This is a genomic window from Acanthopleuribacter pedis (assembly GCF_017377855.1).
GTDB lineage: Bacteria > Acidobacteriota > Holophagae > Acanthopleuribacterales > Acanthopleuribacteraceae > Acanthopleuribacter > Acanthopleuribacter pedis.
The window spans coordinates 97,632-121,869 of the sequence record NZ_JAFREP010000014.1 but is presented as its reverse complement, the minus strand read 5'-3'; the positions used below and the strand labels follow the sequence as shown (position 1 = coordinate 121,869).

General features: G+C 57.1%; 20 protein-coding genes. 12 read left to right on the top strand and 8 right to left on the bottom strand.

Going from position 1 to position 24,238, the window contains the following annotated elements:
* The first annotated feature begins 397 nt into the window (after nucleotides 1-397).
* From J3U88_RS15170 to J3U88_RS15155, 4 genes are all read left to right on the top strand, one after another.
* On the top strand, nucleotides 398-808 hold the full coding sequence (locus J3U88_RS15170; RefSeq protein ID WP_207859715.1) for a response regulator: 411 nt from the start codon (nucleotides 398-400) through the stop codon (nucleotides 806-808).
* A 131-nt stretch (nucleotides 809-939) separates the two neighbouring features.
* Entirely contained in the window at nucleotides 940-1,908 is a 969-nt protein-coding gene (locus tag J3U88_RS15165; protein ID WP_207859714.1) for a threonine ammonia-lyase, read from the top strand.
* A complete protein-coding gene (locus J3U88_RS15160) occupies nucleotides 1,892-4,090 on the top strand; it encodes an ATP-dependent helicase (protein ID WP_207859713.1) in 2,199 nt (732 codons plus the stop codon). The genes J3U88_RS15165 and J3U88_RS15160 overlap by 17 nt, the downstream gene beginning before the upstream one ends.
* A 181-nt stretch (nucleotides 4,091-4,271) precedes the next feature.
* Nucleotides 4,272-5,945, top strand: coding sequence for a carboxypeptidase-like regulatory domain-containing protein (locus tag J3U88_RS15155; RefSeq protein ID WP_207859712.1), 1,674 nt, complete (start codon nucleotides 4,272-4,274; stop codon nucleotides 5,943-5,945).
* 967 nt (nucleotides 5,946-6,912) lie between these two features.
* Here the strand turns inward: J3U88_RS15155 and J3U88_RS15150 are convergent.
* From J3U88_RS15150 to J3U88_RS15130, 5 genes are all read right to left on the bottom strand, one after another.
* Nucleotides 6,913-7,791, bottom strand: coding sequence for an MBL fold metallo-hydrolase (locus tag J3U88_RS15150; RefSeq protein WP_207859711.1), 879 nt, complete (start codon nucleotides 7,789-7,791; stop codon nucleotides 6,913-6,915).
* A 218-nt stretch (nucleotides 7,792-8,009) separates the two neighbouring features.
* A complete protein-coding gene (gene hslU, locus J3U88_RS15145; protein ID WP_243435964.1) occupies nucleotides 8,010-9,395 on the bottom strand; it encodes an ATP-dependent protease ATPase subunit HslU in 1,386 nt (461 codons plus the stop codon).
* A complete protein-coding gene (gene hslV, locus J3U88_RS15140) occupies nucleotides 9,395-9,931 on the bottom strand; it encodes an ATP-dependent protease subunit HslV (protein ID WP_207859710.1) in 537 nt (178 codons plus the stop codon). The genes hslU and hslV overlap by 1 nt, the downstream gene beginning before the upstream one ends.
* Nucleotides 9,932-10,217: 286 nt before the next feature.
* Nucleotides 10,218-10,667: a hypothetical protein gene (locus J3U88_RS15135; RefSeq protein WP_207859709.1), complete on the bottom strand. Its 450-nt coding sequence runs from the start codon at nucleotides 10,665-10,667 to the stop codon at nucleotides 10,218-10,220.
* Between the two features lies 1 nt (nucleotide 10,668).
* Nucleotides 10,669-12,411 (bottom strand): proline--tRNA ligase, encoded by a 1,743-nt coding sequence (locus J3U88_RS15130; RefSeq protein WP_207859708.1) that lies wholly within the window; start codon nucleotides 12,409-12,411, stop codon nucleotides 10,669-10,671.
* Between the two features lie 554 nt (nucleotides 12,412-12,965).
* Here J3U88_RS15130 and J3U88_RS15125 point away from each other — a divergent pair.
* From J3U88_RS15125 to J3U88_RS15090, 8 genes are all read left to right on the top strand, one after another.
* Complete coding sequence (locus tag J3U88_RS15125; RefSeq protein ID WP_207859707.1) at nucleotides 12,966-13,310, top strand: Hpt domain-containing protein; 345 nt, start codon at nucleotides 12,966-12,968, stop codon at nucleotides 13,308-13,310.
* Nucleotides 13,311-13,457: 147 nt separating this feature from the next.
* The gene (locus tag J3U88_RS15120) at nucleotides 13,458-14,264 is read left to right on the top strand and encodes a response regulator (RefSeq protein ID WP_207859706.1); all 807 of its coding nucleotides are present in this window, start codon (nucleotides 13,458-13,460) and stop codon (nucleotides 14,262-14,264) included.
* Nucleotides 14,265-14,500: 236 nt separating this feature from the next.
* A complete protein-coding gene (locus J3U88_RS15115; protein WP_207859705.1) occupies nucleotides 14,501-14,971 on the top strand; it encodes a DUF2269 family protein in 471 nt (156 codons plus the stop codon).
* 23 nt (nucleotides 14,972-14,994) lie between these two features.
* Nucleotides 14,995-15,651: a riboflavin synthase gene (ribE, locus tag J3U88_RS15110; RefSeq protein ID WP_207859704.1), complete on the top strand. Its 657-nt coding sequence runs from the start codon at nucleotides 14,995-14,997 to the stop codon at nucleotides 15,649-15,651.
* Between the two features lie 438 nt (nucleotides 15,652-16,089).
* On the top strand, nucleotides 16,090-17,304 hold the full coding sequence (locus tag J3U88_RS15105) for a bifunctional 3,4-dihydroxy-2-butanone-4-phosphate synthase/GTP cyclohydrolase II (protein ID WP_207859703.1): 1,215 nt from the start codon (nucleotides 16,090-16,092) through the stop codon (nucleotides 17,302-17,304).
* A gap of 430 nt (nucleotides 17,305-17,734) precedes the next feature.
* A complete protein-coding gene (locus J3U88_RS15100; protein WP_207859702.1) occupies nucleotides 17,735-18,634 on the top strand; it encodes a DODA-type extradiol aromatic ring-opening family dioxygenase in 900 nt (299 codons plus the stop codon).
* Entirely contained in the window at nucleotides 18,631-19,611 is a 981-nt protein-coding gene (locus J3U88_RS15095; RefSeq protein ID WP_207859701.1) for a DODA-type extradiol aromatic ring-opening family dioxygenase, read from the top strand. Before J3U88_RS15100 ends, J3U88_RS15095 begins: the two co-directional genes overlap by 4 nt.
* 3 nt (nucleotides 19,612-19,614) lie before the next feature.
* A complete protein-coding gene (locus J3U88_RS15090; RefSeq protein WP_207859700.1) occupies nucleotides 19,615-20,730 on the top strand; it encodes an asparaginase in 1,116 nt (371 codons plus the stop codon).
* A gap of 125 nt (nucleotides 20,731-20,855) precedes the next feature.
* Here J3U88_RS15090 and J3U88_RS15085 read toward each other — a convergent pair whose 3' ends face one another.
* From J3U88_RS15085 to ribH, 3 genes are all read right to left on the bottom strand, one after another.
* Complete coding sequence (locus J3U88_RS15085; protein ID WP_207859699.1) at nucleotides 20,856-21,974, bottom strand: AMIN domain-containing protein; 1,119 nt, start codon at nucleotides 21,972-21,974, stop codon at nucleotides 20,856-20,858.
* Nucleotides 21,975-22,227: 253 nt separating this feature from the next.
* Complete coding sequence (locus J3U88_RS15080) at nucleotides 22,228-22,833, bottom strand: histidine phosphatase family protein (protein WP_207859698.1); 606 nt, start codon at nucleotides 22,831-22,833, stop codon at nucleotides 22,228-22,230.
* Nucleotides 22,833-23,300 carry a 6,7-dimethyl-8-ribityllumazine synthase gene (gene ribH / locus J3U88_RS15075; RefSeq protein WP_243435963.1) on the bottom strand — a complete coding sequence of 156 codons (468 nt, stop codon included), beginning with the start codon at nucleotides 23,298-23,300 and terminating at the stop codon, nucleotides 22,833-22,835. Before ribH ends, J3U88_RS15080 begins: the two co-directional genes overlap by 1 nt.
* Between the last annotated feature and the right edge of the window lie 938 nt (nucleotides 23,301-24,238).

Here is a 24,238-nt window from a genome sequence, read left to right as displayed (position 1 = left end):
TATTCCAAACCTTCCGTCTTTGAATCTATTAAAAACATGCCGTCTGTTAATGCTGCATAATCCTATTCTTTGCGCCAATGGCCCCATTCCCTTTTCCACACCGCGCCCAAACGCCTGCCAATAAAGCAAAAATGACCACCCCCTCCGGGATTCGCCCCATCGGTTTATGCGAAAAATCACGTCCCATACCTTGATTTGTTCTTTCCAAAAGACGATATACAAACTAAACTTGATTGAAACCGAGCTTTAAGCACGCACTATTCTCTACATATAGTATTCCATAAAAATGTGACCACAATATCTAGAGAGCGGGCTTAAAATTGAACTCTGGCACGGGATCCGGGGAGACCGTTTTTTCCTCGATTTTCGTGAAGGGGTTCGACTCAGGGGGTGGCGATTGCGAAAAATTCTGGTGGCTGATTCCGCCAACATCACGCACTTCATGGTCGAGCGGATTCTCGGAAAGGAAGGCTTTTCCGTCTTTTACGTGAAACATGCTCGCGATGTCAGTGCCCAAATCAATCAAATCATGCCCGACATCCTCATCCTGGAACCCGAAATCTCCGGTGGTAAAGGGCGCAAGATTTGCGAATACTTGGCCCGACGCCCGGAGACCCAACACATACCCATCATCTTGGCAACGCGGGTAACCGACACCGCGAAATACAACATGGATAAATGGCCGGGCGTTAAAGCCATTTTGCGCAAGCCCTTTAAAACCGATTTGGTTTTGGCCACGGTCGCCGAACTTCATTTGGCCGACACCGCCGACTTTGAAAAACTGGAGCGCCGCTCCGACGCCGGTTAACCACCGCTTCATCGCAACACGAACAAAGCCGCCTTGTGCGGCTTTTTCTTTTCTCACCGGCCGCGCCCCGATTTTTGGGGGAATTGTCCACCGCCTCAGGTAAGATGGGCCGACCAACCAAGGGGGCTCGTATGACACGCCAACTGGAAGACGTCCTGGCGGCACGCATCCGCATCAAACCGTTCATTCACAAAACACCCATTTTCAGTTCGCAAACGCTGAACCGTCAACTCGGCTGCGAGGTGTTTTTGAAGGCGGAGAATCTGCAAAAGACCGGCTCCTTCAAAGCGCGCGGGGTCAGCAACTTTTTGGCGACCCGTGAGGCGATCGCGGATGAAATCACCACCTACAGTTCCGGCAACCACGCCCAGGCGACCAGCTGGGCCGCGGCGCGCCACCAACGCCGTGCGACCGTGTTCATGCCGGAAGACGCAAGCCCGGCCAAAGTCGCGGCCGTCAAACACTACGGCGGCGAGGTCCAGTTTGCCGGCTTGACCACCCAGGATCGCCACGATGCCTGTCACGCTTACGCCGAACGGACCGGTGCGCAGATCGTCCCCCCTTACGACCACGAGGCGATCATCGCGGGGCAAGGCACGGTTTCCCTGGAAATCCTGGAAGAACTCCCCCAATTCGACGCGCTACTGCTCCCAACCGGCGGCGGCGGTTTGTGCGCGGGCAACGCCTTCACCATTCGATCCCTGCGCCAAACCACACGGGTTTACGCCTGTGAACCAACAACCGCCGACGACGCCCGCCAGAGCCTTGAATCCGGCACCCTGACCGCAATAAACTTCTCGGCCACCATTGCCGACGGCACCCGTGCCCTGTGTTTGGGTGATCGCAACTGGGCTTTGATCCAACAACACGTGGCGGGCGGCCTGGTCGCCGACGATCCCACCATCATTGAAGCGATGCGGGATTTGGCGCGTTACCTCAAATTGATCGTGGAACCCTCGGGCGCGCTGGCATTGGCCTGCCTGGCGGCCAACCGCGAACAATTTGCGGGCCAAAAAGTGGTGGTGGTGCTTTCCGGCGGCAACATCAACATGGATACCTACAGCACATTGACGGCAGGTGAATATGCAGGATCAGCTTGAGCAACTAAACCCCCAGCAGCGCGCGGCCGTCGAGGCCGTCGACGGCCCGGTTCTGGTGGTCGCGGGCGCGGGGTCCGGCAAGACCAAGGTCATCACCACGCGCATTATGTACCTGATTCACAAAGGGGTCAGCCCCTACCAAATTCTGGCGATGACCTTTACCAACAAGGCCGCCCAAGAGATGCGCGAGCGGATCGAACGCGCCGTGGGCAGCGACGCCCGCGATTTGACCATTACCACCTTCCACTCTTTTTGTGCCATGTTCCTGCGCCGTGAAATCGGTTACCTCGACCGCGATTCCAATTTCGTCATTTACGACACCAGCGATCAAACCTCGTGCCTCAAACGCGTCATCCGCAACATGGACCTGGAAGAAAAGAACTACCCGGCCCAACGCTTGCGAAGCCGCATCAGCTACCTAAAAAACGCGGGCGACCTCGGCGGAGAACTCAACAACCCCGTGGAACAGTTGATCTACAAAAATTACCAGGAAGAGTTGCTGGCGCAAAACGCGCTCGACTTCGACGACTTGCTGCACCTAACCTGCCAAATTCTCGAGCGCTGGGGTGAAGTCCAACAACGTTACCGCCATCGCTTTGAATACATCATGGTCGATGAATACCAGGACACCAACCAAATCCAGTCCAAACTGATCAACCTTTTGCTCAACGAACAACACAACTTGTGTGTCGTCGGCGATGAGGACCAAAGCATCTATGGCTGGCGCGGTGCCGACATCACCAACATCCTGCACTTCGACAAAAACTTCCGCAACACGCGGGTGTTTAAGCTGGAACAAAACTACCGCAGCACCCAATCGATTCTCGATTACGCCAACGCGGTGATCAACAAAAACAAGCTGCGCAAACCCAAAAAACTGTGGACCGCCGCGGGTGAAGGCCTGCCGATCATCATTAAAGACGAGTACACCGCGAGCATCGAAGCCGAGAACATCATCCAACAGATCCGATCCCTTTCGCGCAACAACAACTTGGCCTATAACCAGTTCGCCATTCTCTTCCGCTCCAACGCACTGTCGCGGGTTTTGGAAGAAACGGCGCGCCGCTACCGCATCCCCTACCAGCTCATCGGCGGCCTTAAGTTCTACGACCGCAAGGAAATAAAAGACCTGCTGTCCTACATGCGCATCGTGGTGAACCCGCGCGATTGGACCAGCTTCGTACGCGCCCTGGGTGTACCCACCCGCGGCATCGGCGCCAAAAGCCAAGACAAGCTGTACAGCTACTTCGAGGAAGGGTCGCCAATCCCCGATGTGATGGCGCGCGCCATAAAGGACAAACGCCTGAGTGGCAAAGGGATGAAGGGGCTAAAGGAATTCCAAATCCTCTACCGCGATCTGGTCGCCTCGGCCGAAACCGACAAGCCCAGCGAATGGTTGAAAAAGTTGGTCGACCGCCTCGATTACCAAGCCTACCTTGAGAAGCTGGACATCACCACCACCGACAGCCGGCTCGACAACTTGCAGGAACTGATGACGGGCATGCTGGAACAAGAAGCCCAGGGCGTCACCACACTTTCGCAGTTCATGGACTTCAGCGCCTTAGTCTCGGACCAGGACGACTTGAACCCGGACGAACCACGGGTCAACATGATGACCGTCCACGCGGCCAAAGGTTTGGAATTTGACACCGTGTTCGTGGTGGGTTTGGAAGACGGCGTTTTCCCCAACCAACGAGCCCTGGACGACAATCCCAATGCCGTCGAGGAAGAACGCCGGCTGTTTTACGTGGCCGTCACGCGCGCCAAACAGCGCCTGTTCCTGAGTTACGCGCGCAGCCGACAGACCTACGGAAAAACCGTGCGCAACATCAAATCGCGTTTCCTGTTGCCTCCCAAAACCGGCGCCGACAGTGGGCCGCTCCCGGAAAAACCCCGAAAACCCTCGCCCTGGGGCGACAGCGCCACCCAGCAAAAACGCCTCACCCTACAGATGGAACGACTGGGCGTTGATGCGCGCCAAATCAAAAAGACCTTTGGCAAAAGCGAAGACGGCGACGAACTGCACCTGGAACCGGGCGACCGCGTCGAACACGCCTCTTTCGGCGAGGGCACCGTTTCGGTGGTCATGGGCCAAGGTGCGCAACGAAAGGTGAGCGTTCGCTTTCCAGGCAAAGGAATTCGCACTTTGTTGGTCATTAAGGCCGGCCTCAAAAAGCTGTAGTCCCAAACCCGCCAAAGCCAATCAGTTGGCTTTTGCGTATGAGGGGAGGCGGCCGTTGCCGGCGCGCTGTATCGGGTGCCGAACAAGGTCCCGCGGTTTGCAACTTCGCCCAATATCGATTATATTGAAGACCCAAAGGTCCTAATTTTAGGAAAGGGTTATTGTCCTAACAGGAGCAACCATGACCAAGTGGTGTTCTATCATCTTTTTGGCGAGTTTGTCATGCATGGCGAACAACCTGTCCGGTTTGGTGCAGTCCGAAGACGGCCGGCCGATCAGCGGTGCCAAAATTGTTGTGCTCCATGAGATGGCCCAAGTCCTGATTCAACGCGGCGTCAGCGACCGCAGCGGTCAATACTCCTTTAAACTGGAGCCCGGCAACTACACCTTGCTGGTGCTCAAAAAAGGGTACGCCCCGGTCCGCACCAAAACGCTCCTGCGCAACCACAAAGAAAAAGTGTCCCTGCGCCACGAATTGCCGCCCGACTTGGAGCTCTACCAAAGCAACGCCCCAGGCGAACGCTACAAACGCCTGATCCGCGGCGCAAACCGCGCACCTTACCGCGACCTATCGCACGAACAATTAGCCCCCGTCGACCTGAACGGCATGGGGGACGACAGCTTAACCGCCCAAGTCCAAACCGGCGCACGGCGCGGCCTTGGCGGCGATCAACAGCAAAGCTCCTCGGTTACCATCCAAACCCAGCTCTCCGACAACCTTTCGGTGAACTCCAGCTTGAGCGACGAACGTCGCGACGGCAGTCAAACCCATGCCCAGGCGATTCGCGCCGGCTTTAATTACCTTTACGCGTCACTGGCCTTCGATTTGGAAGCACAAACGATCCGCAACCAAAACGGGGTGGCCCAGGACCGCAGCGAACAAGTTAAATTCAATGGAACTTACGGCGAAGAAGTGGTGTTTCACACCCAACTCGCCCTAACGGATACAAGGGCCGCCGCGGACCGACACCAAGAATTCGACGTGGCACAGAAAGTGAGCTACACGCTCAATGAACAGTCCTTGACCCACGGTGTACGCTTCCGCGAATGGCAGCGTAACCGCAACCGTCTCGCACGCCAAAGCAACATTCACACCGCGTGGAAGGTTCGTGAACATGCTGTTTTGGGACTTGCCGGCGAGGTCGACCATCTTCAAGTTGACCAAGATGAGCACAGCTCGGCAAAACTGTGGGTGACGGGTCATCGTCAGGTACCGAATCTCCCCCTGGCTATCGACGCCCAACTCGGCTACCACCACGAGCAAACGTGGTCCGCTTGGGTTCACCGCTACCAGGTCACCGCGGAAGGGCGGTTCTTTACCTTGCGTGCCTCCTACACGGACGATCGGAACGCCCGTGCCTTGGCCACGCACGATGTGTTTGGTCCTTACCTCGAGAACCCCGTGCATCTCTTCGTGAATCACGGCTTTTACCGACAACATGACCGCACCGCCCTGTTCCAAGCTGAAACGGAACACGGTAACTGGAACAGCCAACTCACTTGGTCGCAGCAAAGAGGTTCTGCCGACCAGGTCGCACCATCCAATCACCTGTTTAAAGATCAGGTGGACTTCACCATTCGCAGTCTAGATTACGCTTTGGTATCGCAGCGCCTTGGCTCCAAAATTCGCCTGCGGTACAGTCACCACGACAACGACGAGACAGCCTTTCGGATGACCGAACTAACCGTCGCCCAAGAGCTGTCCCCCTTCAGTGACCGGGACCTCAACGTCCATATCGAAATCCAAGCAAGCAATCATCCCCATATTCCGGCTTGGTGGTTGCTCGACACCGTACCATGGGAACACCTTGAATCAGGTGCATGGTTCGAAGGCCAGGTCCGCTTACAGTTCTGAGACCGGCCCAAACCCCTCTACCCGAAAAGCACAGCGCTGGAAGCGCTGTGCTTTTTCTGTTTGGGCGTGTGCAACCCATTGGCCTGTTCACAGATCTTGCGCCCTGTGCAGATTCGGCACGCCTCGGTTTTCGGGGCACAGGTGGGACGCGGTTCGAATTCGCGGCGACCAGCCCGATTCGGTTTTGGTGGGGCTCATTCCGGTCCGTTTTTGGTTGGGATCATTCCGGTTCGTTTTTGATGGGGATCATTCCGGTCCGTTTTTGATCGGGATCATTCCGGTCCGTTTTTGATCGGGATCATCAACCGGGCGTTGCGGTTGATGGTTGGGAGGCCGACGCCTTCAGCGTCTGCACCACGGGAACCCCCGGGGACCCAGAGCAAACGGTTGTTGCACAACCATTTGATCTGGGCTGAAATCACCGGCGCCGAAGGCGCCTACGCGCCTTCAGCGCAACCGGCGGTGGCTCGCCTCCGGCTCACGATCAAATTAGTTGTGGTCCACGGATGGCGGTGTGCGAACCCATGTTGGGGTTCGCCAGGTCGACGCCCATCCATACCCGGGTGTTTTCGGGTGCCGGCCCGCGTTGGGGTTCGCCGGGTCGACGCCCATCCATACCTGGGTTTTTTCGGGTGCCGACCCATGTTGGGGTTCGCCGGGTCGACGCCCATCCATACCTGGGTTTTTTCGGGTGCCGACCCATGTTGGGGTTCGCCGGGTCAACACCCATCCATACCCGGGTGTTTTCGGGTGCCGGCCCGCGTTGGGGTTCGCCGGGTCGACGCCCATCCATACCTGGGTTTTTTCGGGTGCCGACCCATGTTGGGGTTCGCCGGGTCAACGCCCATCCATACCTGGGTTTTTTCGGGTGCCGGCCCGCGTTGGGGTTCGCCGGGTCAACGCCCATCCATACCTGGGTTTTTTCGGGTGCCGGCCCGCGTTGGGGTTTGTCGTGTCGAGCCCCGTTTTAGACCGATCCTAATTCCGCGTGCACCAGGGTTTCCCGTGCATCATCGGCCGAGAATTTCTTTTTGGCGGGGTCGAAGGCAACCTTGGAAACCGCGGCGCCCGCGTCGTGGGTGTAATACAGCCACGCGTTTTCCCGGTGCAACGCTTCCAGCAGCACCCGCTTCTCGTCGATCAGGCGCTCCGGGAATCGGTCGTACCCCATGGTAATCGGGAGATGGACCCACGGACGTCCCGGAATGAGATCGGCCCCAAAAACCAAGCGTTGGTTGCCGCCCCAGCGCAGGTCGGCCAGCAACATCCCCGGCGTGTGACCTTCACTCTCGTAAAAATGAACCGCAAGGCCGTCGAAACGAAGCACGTCCGTCGCCTGTACCTTGTTGAGACGCCCGCTTTCGACAAGTAAACCTGGCAGCTCGGGGATAAACGAGGCGCGGTCGCGGGGATGGGGCGAACAGGCGCGATCCCATGAACCCTCACCGACGTAATACGCGGCATTCGGAAACAACAGCTCGGGCGCACGCCCCTCTTCAAAAGAAGTAAGCAATCCGCCGGCGTGATCAAAATGGAGATGCGAGAGGATCACCACCGTAATGTCCTCGTGGCCGACCCCCAATTCTTTTAGAGAATCCAACAACACGTGGTGGTCTTCTTGAATCCCAAAGCGGTCCTTAAACTTGGGCGCCATGTACGCACCGATCCCGGTTTCCAGCAGGATTTTGTGGTTTTCGGTTTCCACCAACAAAGCGCGGCAGGCCAGATCAATGCGGTTCAATTCATCGGTTTCCACCCAGCGCGACCACAAGGCCTTGGGCGCATTGCCGAACATCGCACCACCGTCTAATTTTTGGCGATTCCCCATCACTGAACTGAATTTCACCGCGTCCTCCCTTTCCTTTATACCAACCGGCCCACACGCTTGATGCGCGTCCCCCGCGGGAATCGTTCCCACCACCGGCCAAGCTTGTTTTTCACAGTCTACACCGTTCCAGCCAGGTTTGCTTGAGGGAATCCGCTGATCGCCAACCATCTGAAAACGGGAACAAAAAAAGGAGATCCGCACATGGATCTCCTTTTTTATCACAGCTTTATGCCGTGTTACAGAATGTACTTTTTCATGTCGCTGGTCGATTGATCACCGTAGTGCTCCTGCACATAGGTCAGGTCAATCACCACCGTGTGGCCACCCATCTCGGACGCATCGAAAAACAAATCTTCCAGCACTTTCTCCATGACGGCATGCAGGCGGCGGGCGCCGATGTTTTCCTGGGTTTCGTTGGCAGCGAAGGCAATCCGAGAAATCTCGCGGTTGGCCTCTTCCGTGAACTCCAGGGTCACATCCTCGGTTTTCATCAGGGCCGTGTTCTGTTTGATCAAGGAGTTTTTGGGCTCCACCAAGATGCGGAAGAAATCATCCTCGGTGAGCGATTCCAAATCAACCTGAATCGGCAAACGACCCTGCAGTTCCGGCAACAGGTCGGAAACCTTGGCCACGTGGAAGGCACCGGCGGCGATGAACAAAATGTGGTCGGTTTTGACCATGCCGTATTTGGTATTGACGGTACAGCCTTCGATGATGGGCAACAGGTCGCGCTGAACCCCTTGACGGCTGACATCGGGGCCGCCGGCCTGGCGCCCACCCGCGGCGATTTTGTCGATTTCATCAAGGAACACAATGCCCGAATTCTCGACCCGCTCCAAGGCCACCTTGGTCACGGAGTCCATGTCGATCAGCTTCTGTTCTTCTTCCTGCTGCACGCGCTGCAGGGCTTCCTTGATGGGGAAATCTTTTTCTTTGGTTTTACCGCCACCAAGCAGGTTGGGCAACATGTCCTTAATGTTAAAGCCGATCTCTTCCGTGCCGGAACCGTTGAACACGGTCATGAAAGGCGTCTGGGCGTCGTTGACTTCCAACTTAACCTTTTCCTCGTCCAGCTCGCCCGCGATCAATTTGTCACGTAAATTGGTGCGGTGGGCATCGTGCCTGGCCAGGATCCGGTCGCGATCCTCGTCGCTGAGGTTGGCGGCCGGTCGAAGCGGTGGATGGTACAGGTCCAAAACACGGTTCACCGCGCGTTCCCTGGCCTTTTCACGCACCATCACGGCTTGTTCTTCCTTCACCATGTTAATCGCAATTTCCACCAGGTCGCGGATCATGGACTCCACGTCGCGACCCACGTAACCGACCTCGGTAAACTTACTGGCTTCCACCTTTACAAACGGAGAATGCGCCAATTTGGCGAGGCGACGCGCGATTTCGGTTTTACCAACCCCGGTCGAACCGATCATCAAAATGTTCTTTGGCAGGATTTCATCGATCAGCTCGGGCGGTACCTGCTGGCGGCGGCGGCGGTTGCGCAAGGCAATGGCGCAAGCGCGTTTGGCTTTTTCTTGACCGATAATGTAGCGATCCAGTTCCGCGACAATTTCGCGGGGCGTCAGATTGGGCAGTGATCGGGTAAAATCAAAAATTTCTTGTTCCATTAGCCAATAGCCTCCACCGAGATTTCTTGGTTGGTGTAAATGCAAATGTCCCCGGCAACACGCATGGCCTCCTCGGCGAGTTCACGCGCGGGCAATTCCGTGTGACGGGCCAGGGCCTTGGCCGCGGCGTAGGCGTAATGACCGCCCGACCCAATGGCAACAATGCCTTCATCCGGCTCAATGAGATCGCCGTTGCCGCTTACCACAAACAAATGGTCGGCGTCGGCCACGATCAACATCGCCTCTAAATTGCGCAACACTTTGTCGGAACGCCAGTCTTTGGAAAGTTCAACCACGGCACGCAAGAGTTGGCCTTTGTAGGTTTCCAGCTTGGCTTCAAACCGCGAAAAAAGGGTAAAGGCATCGGCGGCCGATCCGGCGAACCCGGCGAGAATCGCGTCGTTGTAAAGGCGACGAACCTTTTTGGCGCTGTGTTTCATAACAACATGGCCGAGGGTAACTTGTCCGTCCCCGGCAATGGCGACCTGGCCGTTTTTGCGCACGGCGATGATGGTCGTAGCTTTGATGGTTTCCATGGTACCTCACTTAGTCCCGGCTTTTCGGGGTGCCGGTCCGTTCACGCGATGAAACGCCGTTAACCGCGACGGCCCATCGTTCACAACACACGCACCACCCCATCATCAGAACGATAAGGCAGGGCAATAGAGGAGTAGGCGCAAAGCGGGTCGCTTGGGGTCAACCCAATCATTGAATCGCGGCGATTCGGGCAAAAAACCCACGCTCGCTTTTCCCGTCAGCCACACTCACATCCGGCGCGCGAGCAACTATAACACGGGGTCCCCAAGGGTTCGTGTCGCCGACTTACCCCATCAGCGAAAGAATGTGATGAACCACCGCTTTTACGTGGGTCGGCGCATTGCGCAGGGTGGCCGGGGTGAACCAGTTCAAGGGCGAACCCTCGCGAAACGTTGGCGCCGTTTTGGCTTGACCGACATAGACGTATTCGACAATGTCGGTATTTTGATCAATGGCGGTCACTTGCAAATGGAGCGGCGGGAAAAATTTGACGCTCTGCTCATCCAGGACCGTCGGCATCGAGGTGGCGTGGCCGAGGAAGTCAAAGTCCAACCGGGTCACCCGCGTTACCAAGGTACGCAAGGTCTCGAGCGGGGTTTCAACGTCGTTTAAACCCGCGCTCAAGGCCACGTATTTCGAGGCAAACGGACCCTGCTCGCTACGGCACAGCAACACGCGCCGCCGATCAGGGTCCAGCAGATAAATACTTACCCGATGTAGTCGCTTCTTCGGCAATTCACACCTGTCCGGGCGAGGCGTTCCAACCTTGTTCACGCAACAGGCCGAGTACTTCGTCCACGGCGCCGGCCAGCGGCACGGTACGACGCTCGCCCGTCTTGCGAACTTTCACCTCAATATTACCCTGCTTTAAGGATCTTGAACCTACTTTAACCTGAATCGGCAAACCAATCAGGTCGGCATCTTTAAACTTGGGTCCGGGCCGCAACGGGGAGTCATCAATTAAGACTTCCGCACCCGCCGCCCGCAGCCCTTTAAAGACGGCTTCACAAGCTTCGTTAACCTCATCGTCTTTTACGTCCAAATTCAATAGGGCGACGTGAAAAGGCGCAATTTGAACCGGCCAAATAATGCCGTCTTTGTCGTGGTTTTGCTCGATGGCGGCGGCCATGGTCCGCGTGACCCCAATGCCGTAACAACCCATCACCATGACCTGTTCCTTACCGTCGGCATCCAAGTAGGTGGCGTTCATCGCCTGGGAATACCTGGTACCCAGCTTAAAGACCTGGCCTACTTCAATGCCGCGATAGGACGCGTAAACACCTTCACCGCAACGGGGACAGCCGTCACCGGCCCGCGCCGAACGCAGTGTCAACACTTCCGTGGGTTTGATGTCCCGCGCGGGCACCACGCCGGTCAGGTGGTAATCGCGTTTGTTGCCGGCGGTGACCACCGTCTCACGACCCATCACCTCTTCATCCACGTACAGCGGCACGTCCTTAGGCCAATTGATCGGCCCCATGAAACCGGGGCACAAACCGTGTTTTTCAAACGTGGCGGTATCGGTCACCAATTCGAGCTCGGCCACGTCCAGGCGACCACGCAACACGGCTTCGTTGAGTTCGCGATGCCCCATCAAGGAAGCACCCACAATGTCATCACCGGCCCGGAAAACCAGGGTTTTAACGCAGGTCTCGGGGGCCACCTCCAAAAAGGCGGCCACATCTTCAATGGTCTTTTTGGCGGGTGTATGCACCTCGACCGGATCGGCGGCGTCGGCGGGAACACCCGCGGGCGGCATCGCGGCCAATTCGGCGCGCTCCACGTTGGCCGCGTAATCACAGTTGTTGCAACTGAGGATTTCATCTTCGCCGGAACCGGCCAGCACGTGAAATTCGTGCGTGTAGCTGCCGCCGATGGCGCCCGAGTCGGCTTCTACCGGTTTAAAGTTCAAACCGCAGCGGGTAAAGATGCGCTTGTACGCGTCGTACATCGCTTGGTAGGAGACGGAACTCGCCTCTTCATCCACGTCAAAACTGTAGGCGTCCTTCATTAGAAACTCACGGCCGCGCATCAAACCGAAGCGGGGGCGAATCTCATCACGAAACTTATTTTGGATTTGGTAAAGGTTAACCGGTAAATCTTTGTAGGAGCGAATTTCGCGGCGCGCGATATCGGTGATCACTTCCTCGTGCGTCGGTCCAAGACAGTAACCATTCTCCTTGCGGTCTTTGAAACGCAGCAGTTCTTTGCCATAAGCCTGCCAGCGACCGCTTTCACGCCATAACTCGGCAGGTTGCACCATCGGCATGGACAGTTCCTGACACTCGGCGCGGTCGAGTTCTTCGCGGATGATGGTTTCAATTTTACGGACAGAACGCAGTGCAAGCGGCATCAGCGTGTAAATCCCTGAAGCGAGTTGTTTAATCATGCAGGTACGCATCATTAAAACGTGGGAAACAACAACGGCTTCCTTGGGGGTTTCTTTAAGGGTATTGATCAAAAACCGTGAGCGGCGCATAAAAAGTGTGACTCCTGAAGGGGGTAAAACTAGCAATCCCTTGGACTTATAGGACCCGGAATTTTAACATATCGCGTGAGTGGGTGAACAGCTTACTTTGCCCCCGCCCCGACACATGACAACGCACGCAAGAGCCAAGCCTCTCGACACGAAAAAACCCAATAAAACCCGCTTTAAAACCAAGAAAAACCACCGAAGCCGGTCTCGCCCGACCGCGGAACAAAAGATAACCCACAAGCACGGTACGAACCAAAACAGGCGGTTTAAAAACAAAGCCTACACCGGGCACGACACAACCCGACACCATCTTCGCAACACGGAGGCAAAAGCGTGAGCGTACTCACACATCTCAGATTATCCACGCTTCCCCTCGCTCCGTTCAGAACCATTTTATTTACAGCGCTTGCGAACGCTTTTTTGCCGGTAAATAAAGTCAAGAATCCAGCTGGGATTCCGATAAGGCTCCAAGACGGACACCCACCCACACGCGGTGTTTTTTCGCAAATCACGGTTTCCGCGCGTCTCAGCGGGCAATTAACAAGGGGTAATGGTTCATGGCATCATTGGTTGATTTTTCACGGATTAGAGAAACTTCCGACGGCGATACAGAGTTCGAACAAGAATTGATTGAAATGTACCTGGAGGATGCACAATTACACGTTGAAGACATCATTGCCAAAGCTGCAGCAACCGACTTCGGCGGCATTAAATCCACCGCCCATACGCTGAAAGGGGCGAGCGCGAACATCGGCGCCGTCGCCATGCAAGAAGCCGCGCTCAACGTTGAAAAATCAGCGAGCAGCAATGATAGCGACACCCTCCAAGATCAAGTGCGCGAAATTCGCACCGTTTTTTCCGAAACCGACGCGGTTTTTAAGAACTACCTAAAAGACCTATAGCCAGTGCCATGACCGCGGCAACCCAGCCCACCCCCGGCGGGAAACAATACACGACAACGATTTTCGGGCCCAAGAGGATTCCAGCGAACGCTAAAGAAAACACGCCTTCAACCGATGTGAGTGGGTGAGATCCCCAGGAGCCATGTCATGCCTACGGTTGTCATCGTCGATGATTCTAAACTGGCGGCGGTTGTCGTCAAACGCATCCTCGAACCCCACGATATCCAAGTGGTTCACGCCGACTCAGCCGCCTCACTGCTCGGCCTGAAGGGCAAACGGCCGATTACCAGCGATGCAAAACCCGGCGCCATTTTACTGGATATCGTCATGCCGGAAATGGACGGCATGGACGTATTGCGCCGCCTCAAAGCGCGCGGTGACCTGGCGCCGATCCCCGTGGTCATGCTCACCTCGGCGGCCTCGGAACAAAACGTCCTCAACGCGCTCGAACTCGGCGCGGTCGGTTTTATCGCCAAACCCATTGATCCCGATAAATTAAAAGTGGAGCTGGCACGGGTCACCAAAGGAACCCCCTACGAAGCCATCGCCCGCGCCCTAAAAGACTTCCTTGATCCCGGCCGCCGCGCCGAGGAAACCCGCGACACCCTCAAATTCGGCCACGCCGACCTCAATTACCTCTATGAGATTTTGGACGGCGACACCGAAATGTTGAAGGAAATGGTCGGTGTTTTCTTGGACAGTTGTATGCAGCAAATCGGGGACATCACCAAAGCCGTACAAGACGGCCATGCCGACAATGTCCGTCGCGCCGCCCACACATTCAAAGGGTCTGTCGGTAATTTCGGGGCACCCTTGGTTCACGACCTCGCCTTTGAAATGGAGCAGATGGGCCGCGAGGGCGAACTCGGCAACATCCAACAAAAGCTCGATCAGTTGGTACCCATGGTCGAGAACCTCCACGAAGATTTGCAGAACTGGGTCGACAGCAACTGAGATCCGGGATCGTTCTGTATTCAGATAAAACACCGCTTGGGCCGACGAAAACCGACCCTTCCGGCAAAACACCACCGGGGAAAACCGAGTCGGCCCGCCTTTGCCCCCGTTACCGAGGGCTAGCCAAACCCACACCTGCCCTTTGGATGGTTTTGGGGTACAATGCCGCGGTCGCATGGTTTCACCATACGACCCGCTTCGCTTGTTTCCCCATCGCCAATCAAAGGACTTCCCTTATGGACAGCAATACATACCTCATTCTTAGATTCGTTCACATCATTAGCGCCATGGTTTTCTTCGGCCTCCCCTTTACCTTTGGGCGTTGGTACCGCGCGGGTCTGGTCGGCAAGGACCGCCAATTTATGCTGGAAAGCCTGCAAAAAATGAAAACCTTCCTAATGGTTCACATGAACCTGACCGGTGCCATTGCATTGGGCACGGGGATTTTCCTCGCCGTCCAACTCAACTTATTCGCGCCGGGCGGCCAAAAATGGGTTCACGCGGCCCCATTGCTGATGATTCTTTCTCTGCTCAACATCAACCTGTTTCTGGCCAAACCCATGACCAATGTCATCAAGGCCTTACAGGCCGGTGGCGATACCGGAGAACAGGAAGTCGCCCTGCGCAAGCGCATCGCGGCCTTTTCCGGCATCCAGCACACACTGGTCACCATCCTGACCATCTTCATGGTCTTCAAACCTTTTTAACCACCCCACCTGAGAGGTGAAGCATGTTCACGGGTATCGTCGAAGAAATGGGGACCCTGTCCGCGAAGGGTCAGGGCACCGCCGGCTTGGAAATGACCTTCAGCGGCAAAAAGGTTCTGGAAGGAACGGCGCTCGGTGACAGCATTGCCGTCAACGGCGTCTGCCTCACGGTGACCCGTTTTGATCAACGCGCCTTCACCGTCGGCGTCGCCCCGGAAACGCTCAAACGCACCAACCTCGGCGATTTGCGCATGGGTCAAGCGGTGAATTTGGAACGTGCCGTCACCCCGACCACCCGGCTGGGCGGCCATTACGTACAGGGCCATGTGGACGGCCGCGGCATCTTGACGGAACGCGGCGGAAACCGCGAGGCGCTGTGGTTAACCATTCAAGCCGACGCCGAAATCATGCGCTACGTGGTCACCAAAGGCTTTATCTGCCTCGACGGCACCAGCCTCACCGTGGTCGACGTGTGGCCGGACCGTTTTAACGTGATGCTGGTCCCCCACACCCAGGACCACATTGTGTTGCCGCAACGGCAGGTCGGTGATGCGATCAATATTGAAGTGGATATATTGGGTAAATACGTTGAGAAATTAATCGCGCCGATCCTTGCCGGCGGCCAAAGATCGGCAGCGACATTGACCCTGGAAAAGCTCAAAGAACACGGATTCCAATAGGCGCACCCAGCCGGCGGCGACGACCCTCGCCGCTGTTTTGTCTGGGAAATCTAGAAAATTATTTGCTAGTATGGAGCCGCGCGGCATGAAGCGACGTTTTTCAAAGCCGCCGCGCCACTTGAGAACCGGTGCCGCCCAAACGATGAAGCGATTTCTTCCCACGGCACCCTACCTTTGTCTGCTAGGTCGAAATCACGTTGTACCGAAGTTTTTCTTTTTGCCGAGTCTCTTTCGCGCCCGTTTCTTCGCGGTTGCCCGTCGGTTCTTTCGTGACCCATCACGTGTTGGGGCGAACGCGCACTTCATTTTCGTCCCCATGCGGCAAGACCCATAACAGGACCGCCCTGACACCCCCGCCCGTCAATCCCCTTCTGGGCCGGGCCCACGGCGTCGCCGGCAACCACCGCCGACGCCGCCGTTTTACACTTGGAGAACAACATGCCATTAGCCAGCATTGAAGCGGCGCTTGAAGATATCAAGGCCGGTAAATTTGTCATCGTCGTAGACGACGAGGATCGCGAAAACGAAGGCGATCTCACCATGGCGGGCTCCCTGATCACCCCTGAAGCCATGAACTTCATGACGATCCACGGCCGTGGTTTGATCTGTGCCCCCATGGAGGAAAGTTATTTCGAACGTTTGCAAATTCCCCTCATGGTGAATCCGCGCGCCAATACCTCCAAGTTCGGGACCAGCTTCGGCCTCTCCGTGGGCGCCGCCACCGACGTCACCACCGGAATTTCCGCACAGGACCGCGCCCGCACGGTTCAGGTCTTGGCCGATCCCAACAGCAGCCCCGGTGATATCACCATCCCCGGTCACATTTTCCCGTTGCGCGCCCGCCCCAACGGCGTTTTGGCCCGACGCGGCCACACCGAGGCGGCCATTGATTTGGCACGCTTGGCCGGCCTGCCCCCGGTCGGTGTCATCTGCGAGATCTTGAACCCCGACGGCAGCATGGCGCGTCTGCCGCAGCTGCGCGGTATTGCCGCCGAACACGATCTCAAAATTATTTCAATCGAAGACCTCACCCATTACCGCCGCCGTCAGGAAGATATCGTGTCACGGATTGAGGTGGCCACCATCCCTATGCCGCAAGGAACCTTCCAAGCCTTTGCGTACAAAGACCACACCAACCAAGAACATTTGGCCTTGTGTTACGGCGAACGGGCCAAGTCCGATGTGATGGTGCGGCTCCACTCTTCGTGCCTGACCGGCGACGTGTTCCACTCCCGCCGTTGTGACTGTGGTCCCCAGCTCGAAATGGCCCTCCACCGCATCACCGAGGAAGGGCGCGGCATCGTTTTGTACTTGGCCCAAGAAGGGCGCGGCATTGGTTTGGCCAACAAAATCAAGGCCTACGCGCTGCAGGAACGCGGCATGGACACGGTCGAGGCCAACCTGCACCTGGGTTTCCCGGAAGACATGCGCAGTTACGATATCGGCGCGGCCATCCTGCGCGACCTCGGCATTGAAAGCGTGCGTTTGCTAACCAACAACCCCAAGAAAATGGCGGAGTTGGAAGCATGCGGCATTCAGGTCAGTGAACGCGTGCCCCACATGATCAAACCCAACAAGGAAAACGACCACTATTTGAAAACCAAGGCCGCCAAACTCGGTCATCTGCTCGCCCCGGAGCACGACTGGCAATAGATCCCAACAGCGCCACGCGGGGTCACCCTTCCCCGCCGCATGCGCGGCGGTCGATGAAGCGTGAAAAGACGCCGGTGCCTTCATGTCACACCAATTAGCCCGGTAATCACCCCAAAGCCGTCGCTGACACGCCTCTCGCTTTTCTTTTTGTGGGAAAGGTGTTACAAACAGGGCTGAGCTTGAACATCACCTGTTAATCGTTGGTGGTTTCGATTGACCGCCCCGCCTTGTCGCCGTTCCGGCATCTGTTGATCCCGTTGAGGATCCGTTGCCGGACCCCGCCGTCTCTTTGTGACGGCCTTTTTCCGTTGGCACACGGGTGCGAAACATGCACTGTCTTTCGGGGCGCCGGGTTGGCGACAAGCTTTAACAACCAAGCTTGCAGTGGCACCTGCCGCTGCCGTGATTATTTTGGGAAGGAGTGTCCCCTATGACGAAGGGATCGATTGTTGCCGGAGTGCTGGCCCCGCATCCGCCCCACTTGGTTTATGCCGAGAACCCGGAACAGAATGAGCCACGGGCCGAATGTGGCTGGGAAACCTTGCGCTGGGGTTATGAACGTTTGCGCAAGTCACTAGAACAGATTGAATACGACAGCATGGTGGTGTTATCTCCCCACTGGCAAACCTACGTCGGTACCCACTTTTTGGGTGTCCCCTCTTTTAAATCACTGTCCGTTGATCCGATTTTTCCAAACCTCTTTCGCTTCCACTATGAACTGACCGTCGACGTCCCCTTGGCGGAGACGATGGAAGCCCATGCCCGTGAGGCGGGGTTGGTAACCAAAATGATGCGTAACCCCGACTTCCGGGTGGACTACGGCACCATCGTTTCCTGCCACCTGACCCGCCCCGAATGGGACAAACCCATCGTTTCCATTTCTTCGCACCGCGCCACCCAATACTTCAGCGCCGACGTCATGCAGGGCCACATGTTGAAGCTGGGCCGCGCCACCCGTGAAGCGATTGAGGCATCCGGCAAACGGGTGGTGCTTTTGGCCAGTAACTCGTTGTCGCACCGCCACTTCACCTCGGAATCCGAGGTGCCCGAGGACATGAGTCGCGAGCACATTTATCACCACGGTCAGTACCTGTGGGACATGAAAATGATCGAACTCATGCGCCAGGGCCGCGCCCGTGAAATTGTGGAGCTGATCCCCGATTTCACCGAGCAGGCCGTCGCGGAAACCGACAGCGGCGCGTTGACCTGGATGCTTTCCGCGCTGGATTTCCCCGAATACCCGGCCGAGGTACATGGCTACGGCACGGTGATCGGCACCGGCAACGCCATTGTCGAATGGCCCCAAGCACGACACGGAGGTGCGGCATGAGCGACCATCCCATCGTCGGCGGCTACTTGCTGCCAGGGCTGCCACACCCTTTGTTGGCCGCCGATCAGAACGCGGGCTGGGGGCGCCTGCGCCGCGCTTTTGAACAGGTTCGCGAGGATATTCGCCAAAGCGGTGCCGACCTGATCTTGATGTACAGCACCATGTGGCCCAGCGTGATCGGGCACCAAATCCAGGCCGATCCCGAGCCGGTTTGGACGCACGTGGACGAGCTTTTCCACGATTTGGGCGCCATTCCCTACCACTTCAAAATGGATTCCGATTTCGCCGAGCAATTCCACCTGGCCTGCAAAAACCGCGGCTTGGCGACGCGCACGGTTTCCTACAAAGGGTTTCCGATTGATACCGGTTCGGTGGTGTGCCTGAAGCTGACCAACCCGGACAACTTTTTGCCGGCCGTCATTTGTTCCAGCAACGTGTACGCGGACCGCGCGGAAACGGTGGTGCTGGGTAAAGCGGCGGTAGAGGCGCTGAAGCAGAGCGGCAAGAAAGCGGTCGCGGTCGTGGTCGGCACCTTATCCAACCGCTTACACCAAACCTGGATTGATCCCGCCGAGGACCACATCCATTCGCTGAAAGACCAGGAATGGAACCAGAAGATTTTGGCATTCCTGGAGGCGGGACGTTTGGAAGACGTGGCCCAACTTTCGCGGCAAATTCACGCCGAGGCCCGCGTCCACAAGGTGGTTAACTTCAAATCTTTCTGGTGGTTGTCCGCGGTGATGGGTGCCCACAACCTCTACCAGGGCACGGTTTACGGGTACGAGCCGGTCTACGGCACCGGCTCCGCGGTGATTGGCCTGAAACGCGCCGCCCATGCCGCCCAGGATCTCGAGTTCGACGAGGAGAGCCCGGATGTGTACCGGGGCGACCGCAATGTGTTGGCGCCGTCCCTGGAGGCCCGTGGCGAATTCGACAGTCAATTACAGGTCGGGCCGGCCTTAGGCGAGGAGGACTGATCCATGACACTCGATTTCAAGGTAGAGGACGTATATCCCAAAAGCCCACTGGGCGAAAAAGAAGAAGGCATCCCCAGCGGTCGCGATGTGGAATGGCAACCCTTGGTGGATTACCGCCGCCACGGGGTCAGTGAGAACACGATCCACGGCGCCATCGCCTGGTTCCACGGCGACCAACCGGTGCATTCCTTTGGCGGCAACGTGTTGTGTTACGGCCGCAGCATGATGAAACCCTTTTATATCAAACTCTTTGCCAAGGAACTGGCGGAAACCACGGATTGGCGTCAAAAGGCGGTGAGCGTGGCCAGCCACAACGGCTCGGCCGAACACATCGCCGTTTCGCAGTCCCTCCTGAGCGAGGGTGAGTGGGGTTTGATGCAAACACCGCTGGACGTGCCGCTCGTCCAATTTGGCCGCCAGGTGCGTCGGCCGCGTCGTTGGTTCAACAACAGCTCGGGCCACCACGCCGCCATCCTCAAGGGCTGTCGCCTCAAAGGCTGGAACCGGGCCGGTTACACCTTGCCCTCCCATAAGGTGTTCATCGCCTACCGCGAACTCATGAAGCAGTACTTGGGCGAAGCTTGGTCGCCGCGACGGATCGCCCGCGACGGCGACGGTTTGCCCACCGTATCGATGACGGTAAACGAGTTGGCACGCTGCTACGCGGCGCTGGCAAGGGAGCGGGATACCGATTGGATTTGGGAAGCGATGGTGCGCCATCCCGATCTGGTCGGCGGCTTTAACCGCTTGGACACCACGGTGATGAAGTCCTGCGAGGGCAAGGTCATCGCCAAGGAAGGCGCGGACGGTTTGTTGGGGCTGGCGATCAACCATCCCGATTACCCCGAGGGCCTGGGCGTGGTGATTAAAATCGCGAGTGGCTGGAACCCGCGGGCGACCTGGTACGTGGCGCGTGGGATTTTGGGGGTACTCGGTTTCGAGATGCGCAATCCCTACCCGCTGCGCCGCCAAAAGGCGTTCCTGGTGCCCGGCATCGTGCCGGAATCCCTGTTACCGGCGTTGGAGCAAATTCCGACCTGGGATGAATGGGACGCCGACCACGACCGTTGGTACTACGACGCGGACGAACACCAGCGCAACGGGGTCTTTTTCGGTTAGCCCGCATTTCTCACAAGGATTCGTCGCGAGAAGCTGAAAGCCTTGTGAGAATTGTGGGTTAGACGGCAAGACGATTGGGCGCGCCCGTTTTGGTGCGCGCTCATTTCCCGATCTCACGAGAACCGTCAGGGGCGAATGATGATTTTTGCGCCCTCGGCACTGACCTGCACATCCGGGTTGGGATGACGGGTTTGGGTCAGTTCCAAAACCAAACGAATATGGGTGGCATGGGTGCCGGTTCGTACCAAGCGCACGATGGGATGGTTGATCGTCAATTTTCGCTGGACCGGGCTGAACCGACCGGGAAAATCAAGGATCAGCAGCTTTTTGCCGAGCCCGTAGGTTTTCAAGTCGGGTTTGCCGGTGATGCCTTTGGTCTGAAGGAAAATCGTGAGTACCCCGTTCTCCGTGTTCTCGGACAACGTGAACGGCGCCGGCTTGCCCGCGGGAACCTGGCGGGCCGGCCGCTTGGCCGCGGTCTTTGGCGGATCCGTTTTTTTGGCTTCCGGTTGATTCACCTTAGGTTGCGGCCGCGTGGTTTCGCGCGGCTCGTCGTTTGCTTTAAAATCGGGCGCGGGTTTCCCCAAATTTTTGGCCTGCTGCCGCAACACAAAGGGGCCGGCCTCGGTTTGTTGCGCCGGTGTTTCCTCGGGCGGCTCGGGTCGGTCTTGCGCGGGTTCGTCCTGCTTGCCCGCAACGGTACCTGCATTTTGGGCCGTTTTCTTCGCGTCACCGTCATCGGCTTGCCGCTTGGCCGGCGTGGTCTCGGCAACGCGGTTGGTTTCCGTTTTCTCGGCCGCGGCTTGTTTGGATGTGTCGGGTGCCGCTTCAGGGTTTGGCCCGGATGGGGGTTGGCCGCTTTCACCGCTTGCCGCATCGGTTCCTTCCGCCGCGGTGTCATTCGTCCCATCACCATCAGACGCATCATCGGCCGGCACGGCATGGCCTTCGTTAGCAGCCCCGTCGTCCACGGTCTCTACCTCGGCGGGGTTTTCGGTTTCATCCGCGGACGTCACATCAAAAACCATCACCGCGTTGAGGGTGAACAACAGGGCAACCACGCCCAAAACACTCCAGGTGATGATGCGCGGTTTTTCAAGAATCGGCCGGATCAGACCCCAAGAACGCTTGTCGCATTCTTCGCAGCGGTAAGGCCGAACGGGGATCACATAACCCAGGACGCGTTCCATTTGGTTTCGCTGACTGGGTCGAATATCTTCACTTTTACAGTGTTTGCAATCCAAGGGTAGGACTCCTTTCAAGGCGGGGCTGCAATAAAAGCGCTGAAAGGTGGACGCGTCACCAGAGGCACCGGTCGCGATGCACCCAGGGCATACTCTGTATTATCGGTTGGTCTCGGCGGGGATAAAAGGGTTGACGGGCCATCTGCTAAGTAACTTATATCACAAGCTTTAATTTATCTCATCGCCTAATTGCATACGAGGCCGGATTCGGTAAAACGCCTACCACGTCCTACCGAACCGGTTTTTTTCTGTTCTAGCGAACGTTGAGTTTGGTTAACACCGCGCGATCATCAATGATTTCCACCTCGGCGATGGTCGCGTTTTCCAAGCGATAAGGCCATTGGTTGCGCAACGGCGTTCCGAGCAGACGGCACAACATGGCCTGGAAACTTGCGGCATGGCCGACCACGGCAACCGTTTCGCCTTCTTTAAAATAAATGGCGGTTTCATCCAAAAACCAACCCATGCGACGGCTAACCGTCTCCAAGGGTTCGCCGCCGGAGGGCGAAATCGAAGGATCGCCGGTCTGCCACCGCGCAAAATCCTCCGCGTAGGTGGCCTGAATCAAATCAAAATCCAAGCATTCCCACTTACCGAAATCCTGTTCGACCAAACGCGCGTCCTCGGTGACCTCGCGTTCGCCGAAAATCAAGGCAGTGGTTTCCGCGGCACGACGCAACGGGCTGGTGTACACCGCCGCGATGTCGTAGGTTTCAAGGGTTTTGGCCAGTGAACGGGCCTGCTCACGACCTTCGTCGGTGAGCGGATCGTCGCTGATCCCTAAAAAAAGATGCCGCGCGTTGCCGACGGCTTGACCGTGGCGAATGAGGAGCAAACGGCGATTTAGTTTTCGTTCCATTATGGCAACTCCTTCATGAGATTGGCCATTTCAATGGCGGCCGAGGCTGCCTCGGCACCTTTGTTGCCCGCTTTGCAACCGCAACGCTCAATAGCCTGCTCAATCGTTTCCGTGGTGATAATCCCAAAGGTAACCGGAACCCCCGAGGAAAGCGAGGCGCTGGTCAGCCCTTTGGCCGCTTCGGCCGCGATCAAATCAAAGTGAATCGTCGAACCGCGAATGAGGACACCCAAGCAGACAACCGCTTGGTATTTACCGCTTTCCGCCAACCGTTTAGCGACCAAGGGAATTTCAAAACAACCGGGAACAATCACATGGTCGATGTCCTTTTCAGCCACCCCGTGGCGGATCAAGGTGTCCTGGGCGCCCTCGGTGAGTTTGCCGCCCATAAAATCGTTCCAGCGTGTACTGACCACGGCTACCTTCAGCCCGGTTCCCACCATATGGCCTTGCATGGTTTTCCCCATAGTTTCTCCTTAGCGTAATTTCATCCCGACCTTGCGGGTCGCAACCCAAAACAGGCTCGGCGGCGAGCCGGCCGTCGGCGACAGAAGGGAGCAAAGGGGGACGGAGACGGCCTTCATTCTACCCGAGCAACCACGGCGATGAAACCAGATTAGCGAAAGGATGGTTAGCGGATGCGGCGGGGGCATGGGTCCCCTTGTCTGCCGGTTCCCGAGCGCGGATCTGGCCGTCACTTCGGCCTACGCGAACACGTTCTTAGGATGGGATGGATGATTTGAAGATGCGGCCGGGGGTTTCGCGCCCTCGGCTGCTTGTTCCCGTCCGCGGGTGAAGCCGTCACTTCGGCGTACGTGAACACGTTCTCGGTCGCCATGGACTGGCCAGGAGATAAAGGGCAAGAAGAATGCCCGGGGTGGTGTTCCCACCGGATCAACAGCATCCTTGACCAATCGGCTTATGGCGCTGATTGGGGCTCACGCCGACGAGGAATTACTGGAATTGCGAAACAGGATCCTCGTCGGCCAACTTGATGATAGCGCCAACGCCGATTCCTCAAGGACCACTCCAGGAAAATTGGGTCCCTCCCACCGCGGCTTCGCCGCGGCGGGCCCCTCCCATTTTTCCTTCCGTTTGCCTCGGTTTATGCCAACAGTTTTCCGCCTCTGCCGGAACCCTGGATATGAACAGCGCGGAGATACGCGGAAAGGGAAGCGCGGGGTCAGGCATCCGCAAACACTTTGCTTTATATAACTTGCCCTAAAACGATCCCAAAAAGTGATTTGAATGAACGAAGCTACCGGTCTATCCGCATGCGCGATCCATCAAAAAAGGGCGATCCCGCACACCGCCATCCTCTTTCCATCCTCACATCCTGCGAAATAACGAATACCAACCCAAGCCCCACCAGAACCGAGCCATCCAACAAAAGGGAAACGGGTGC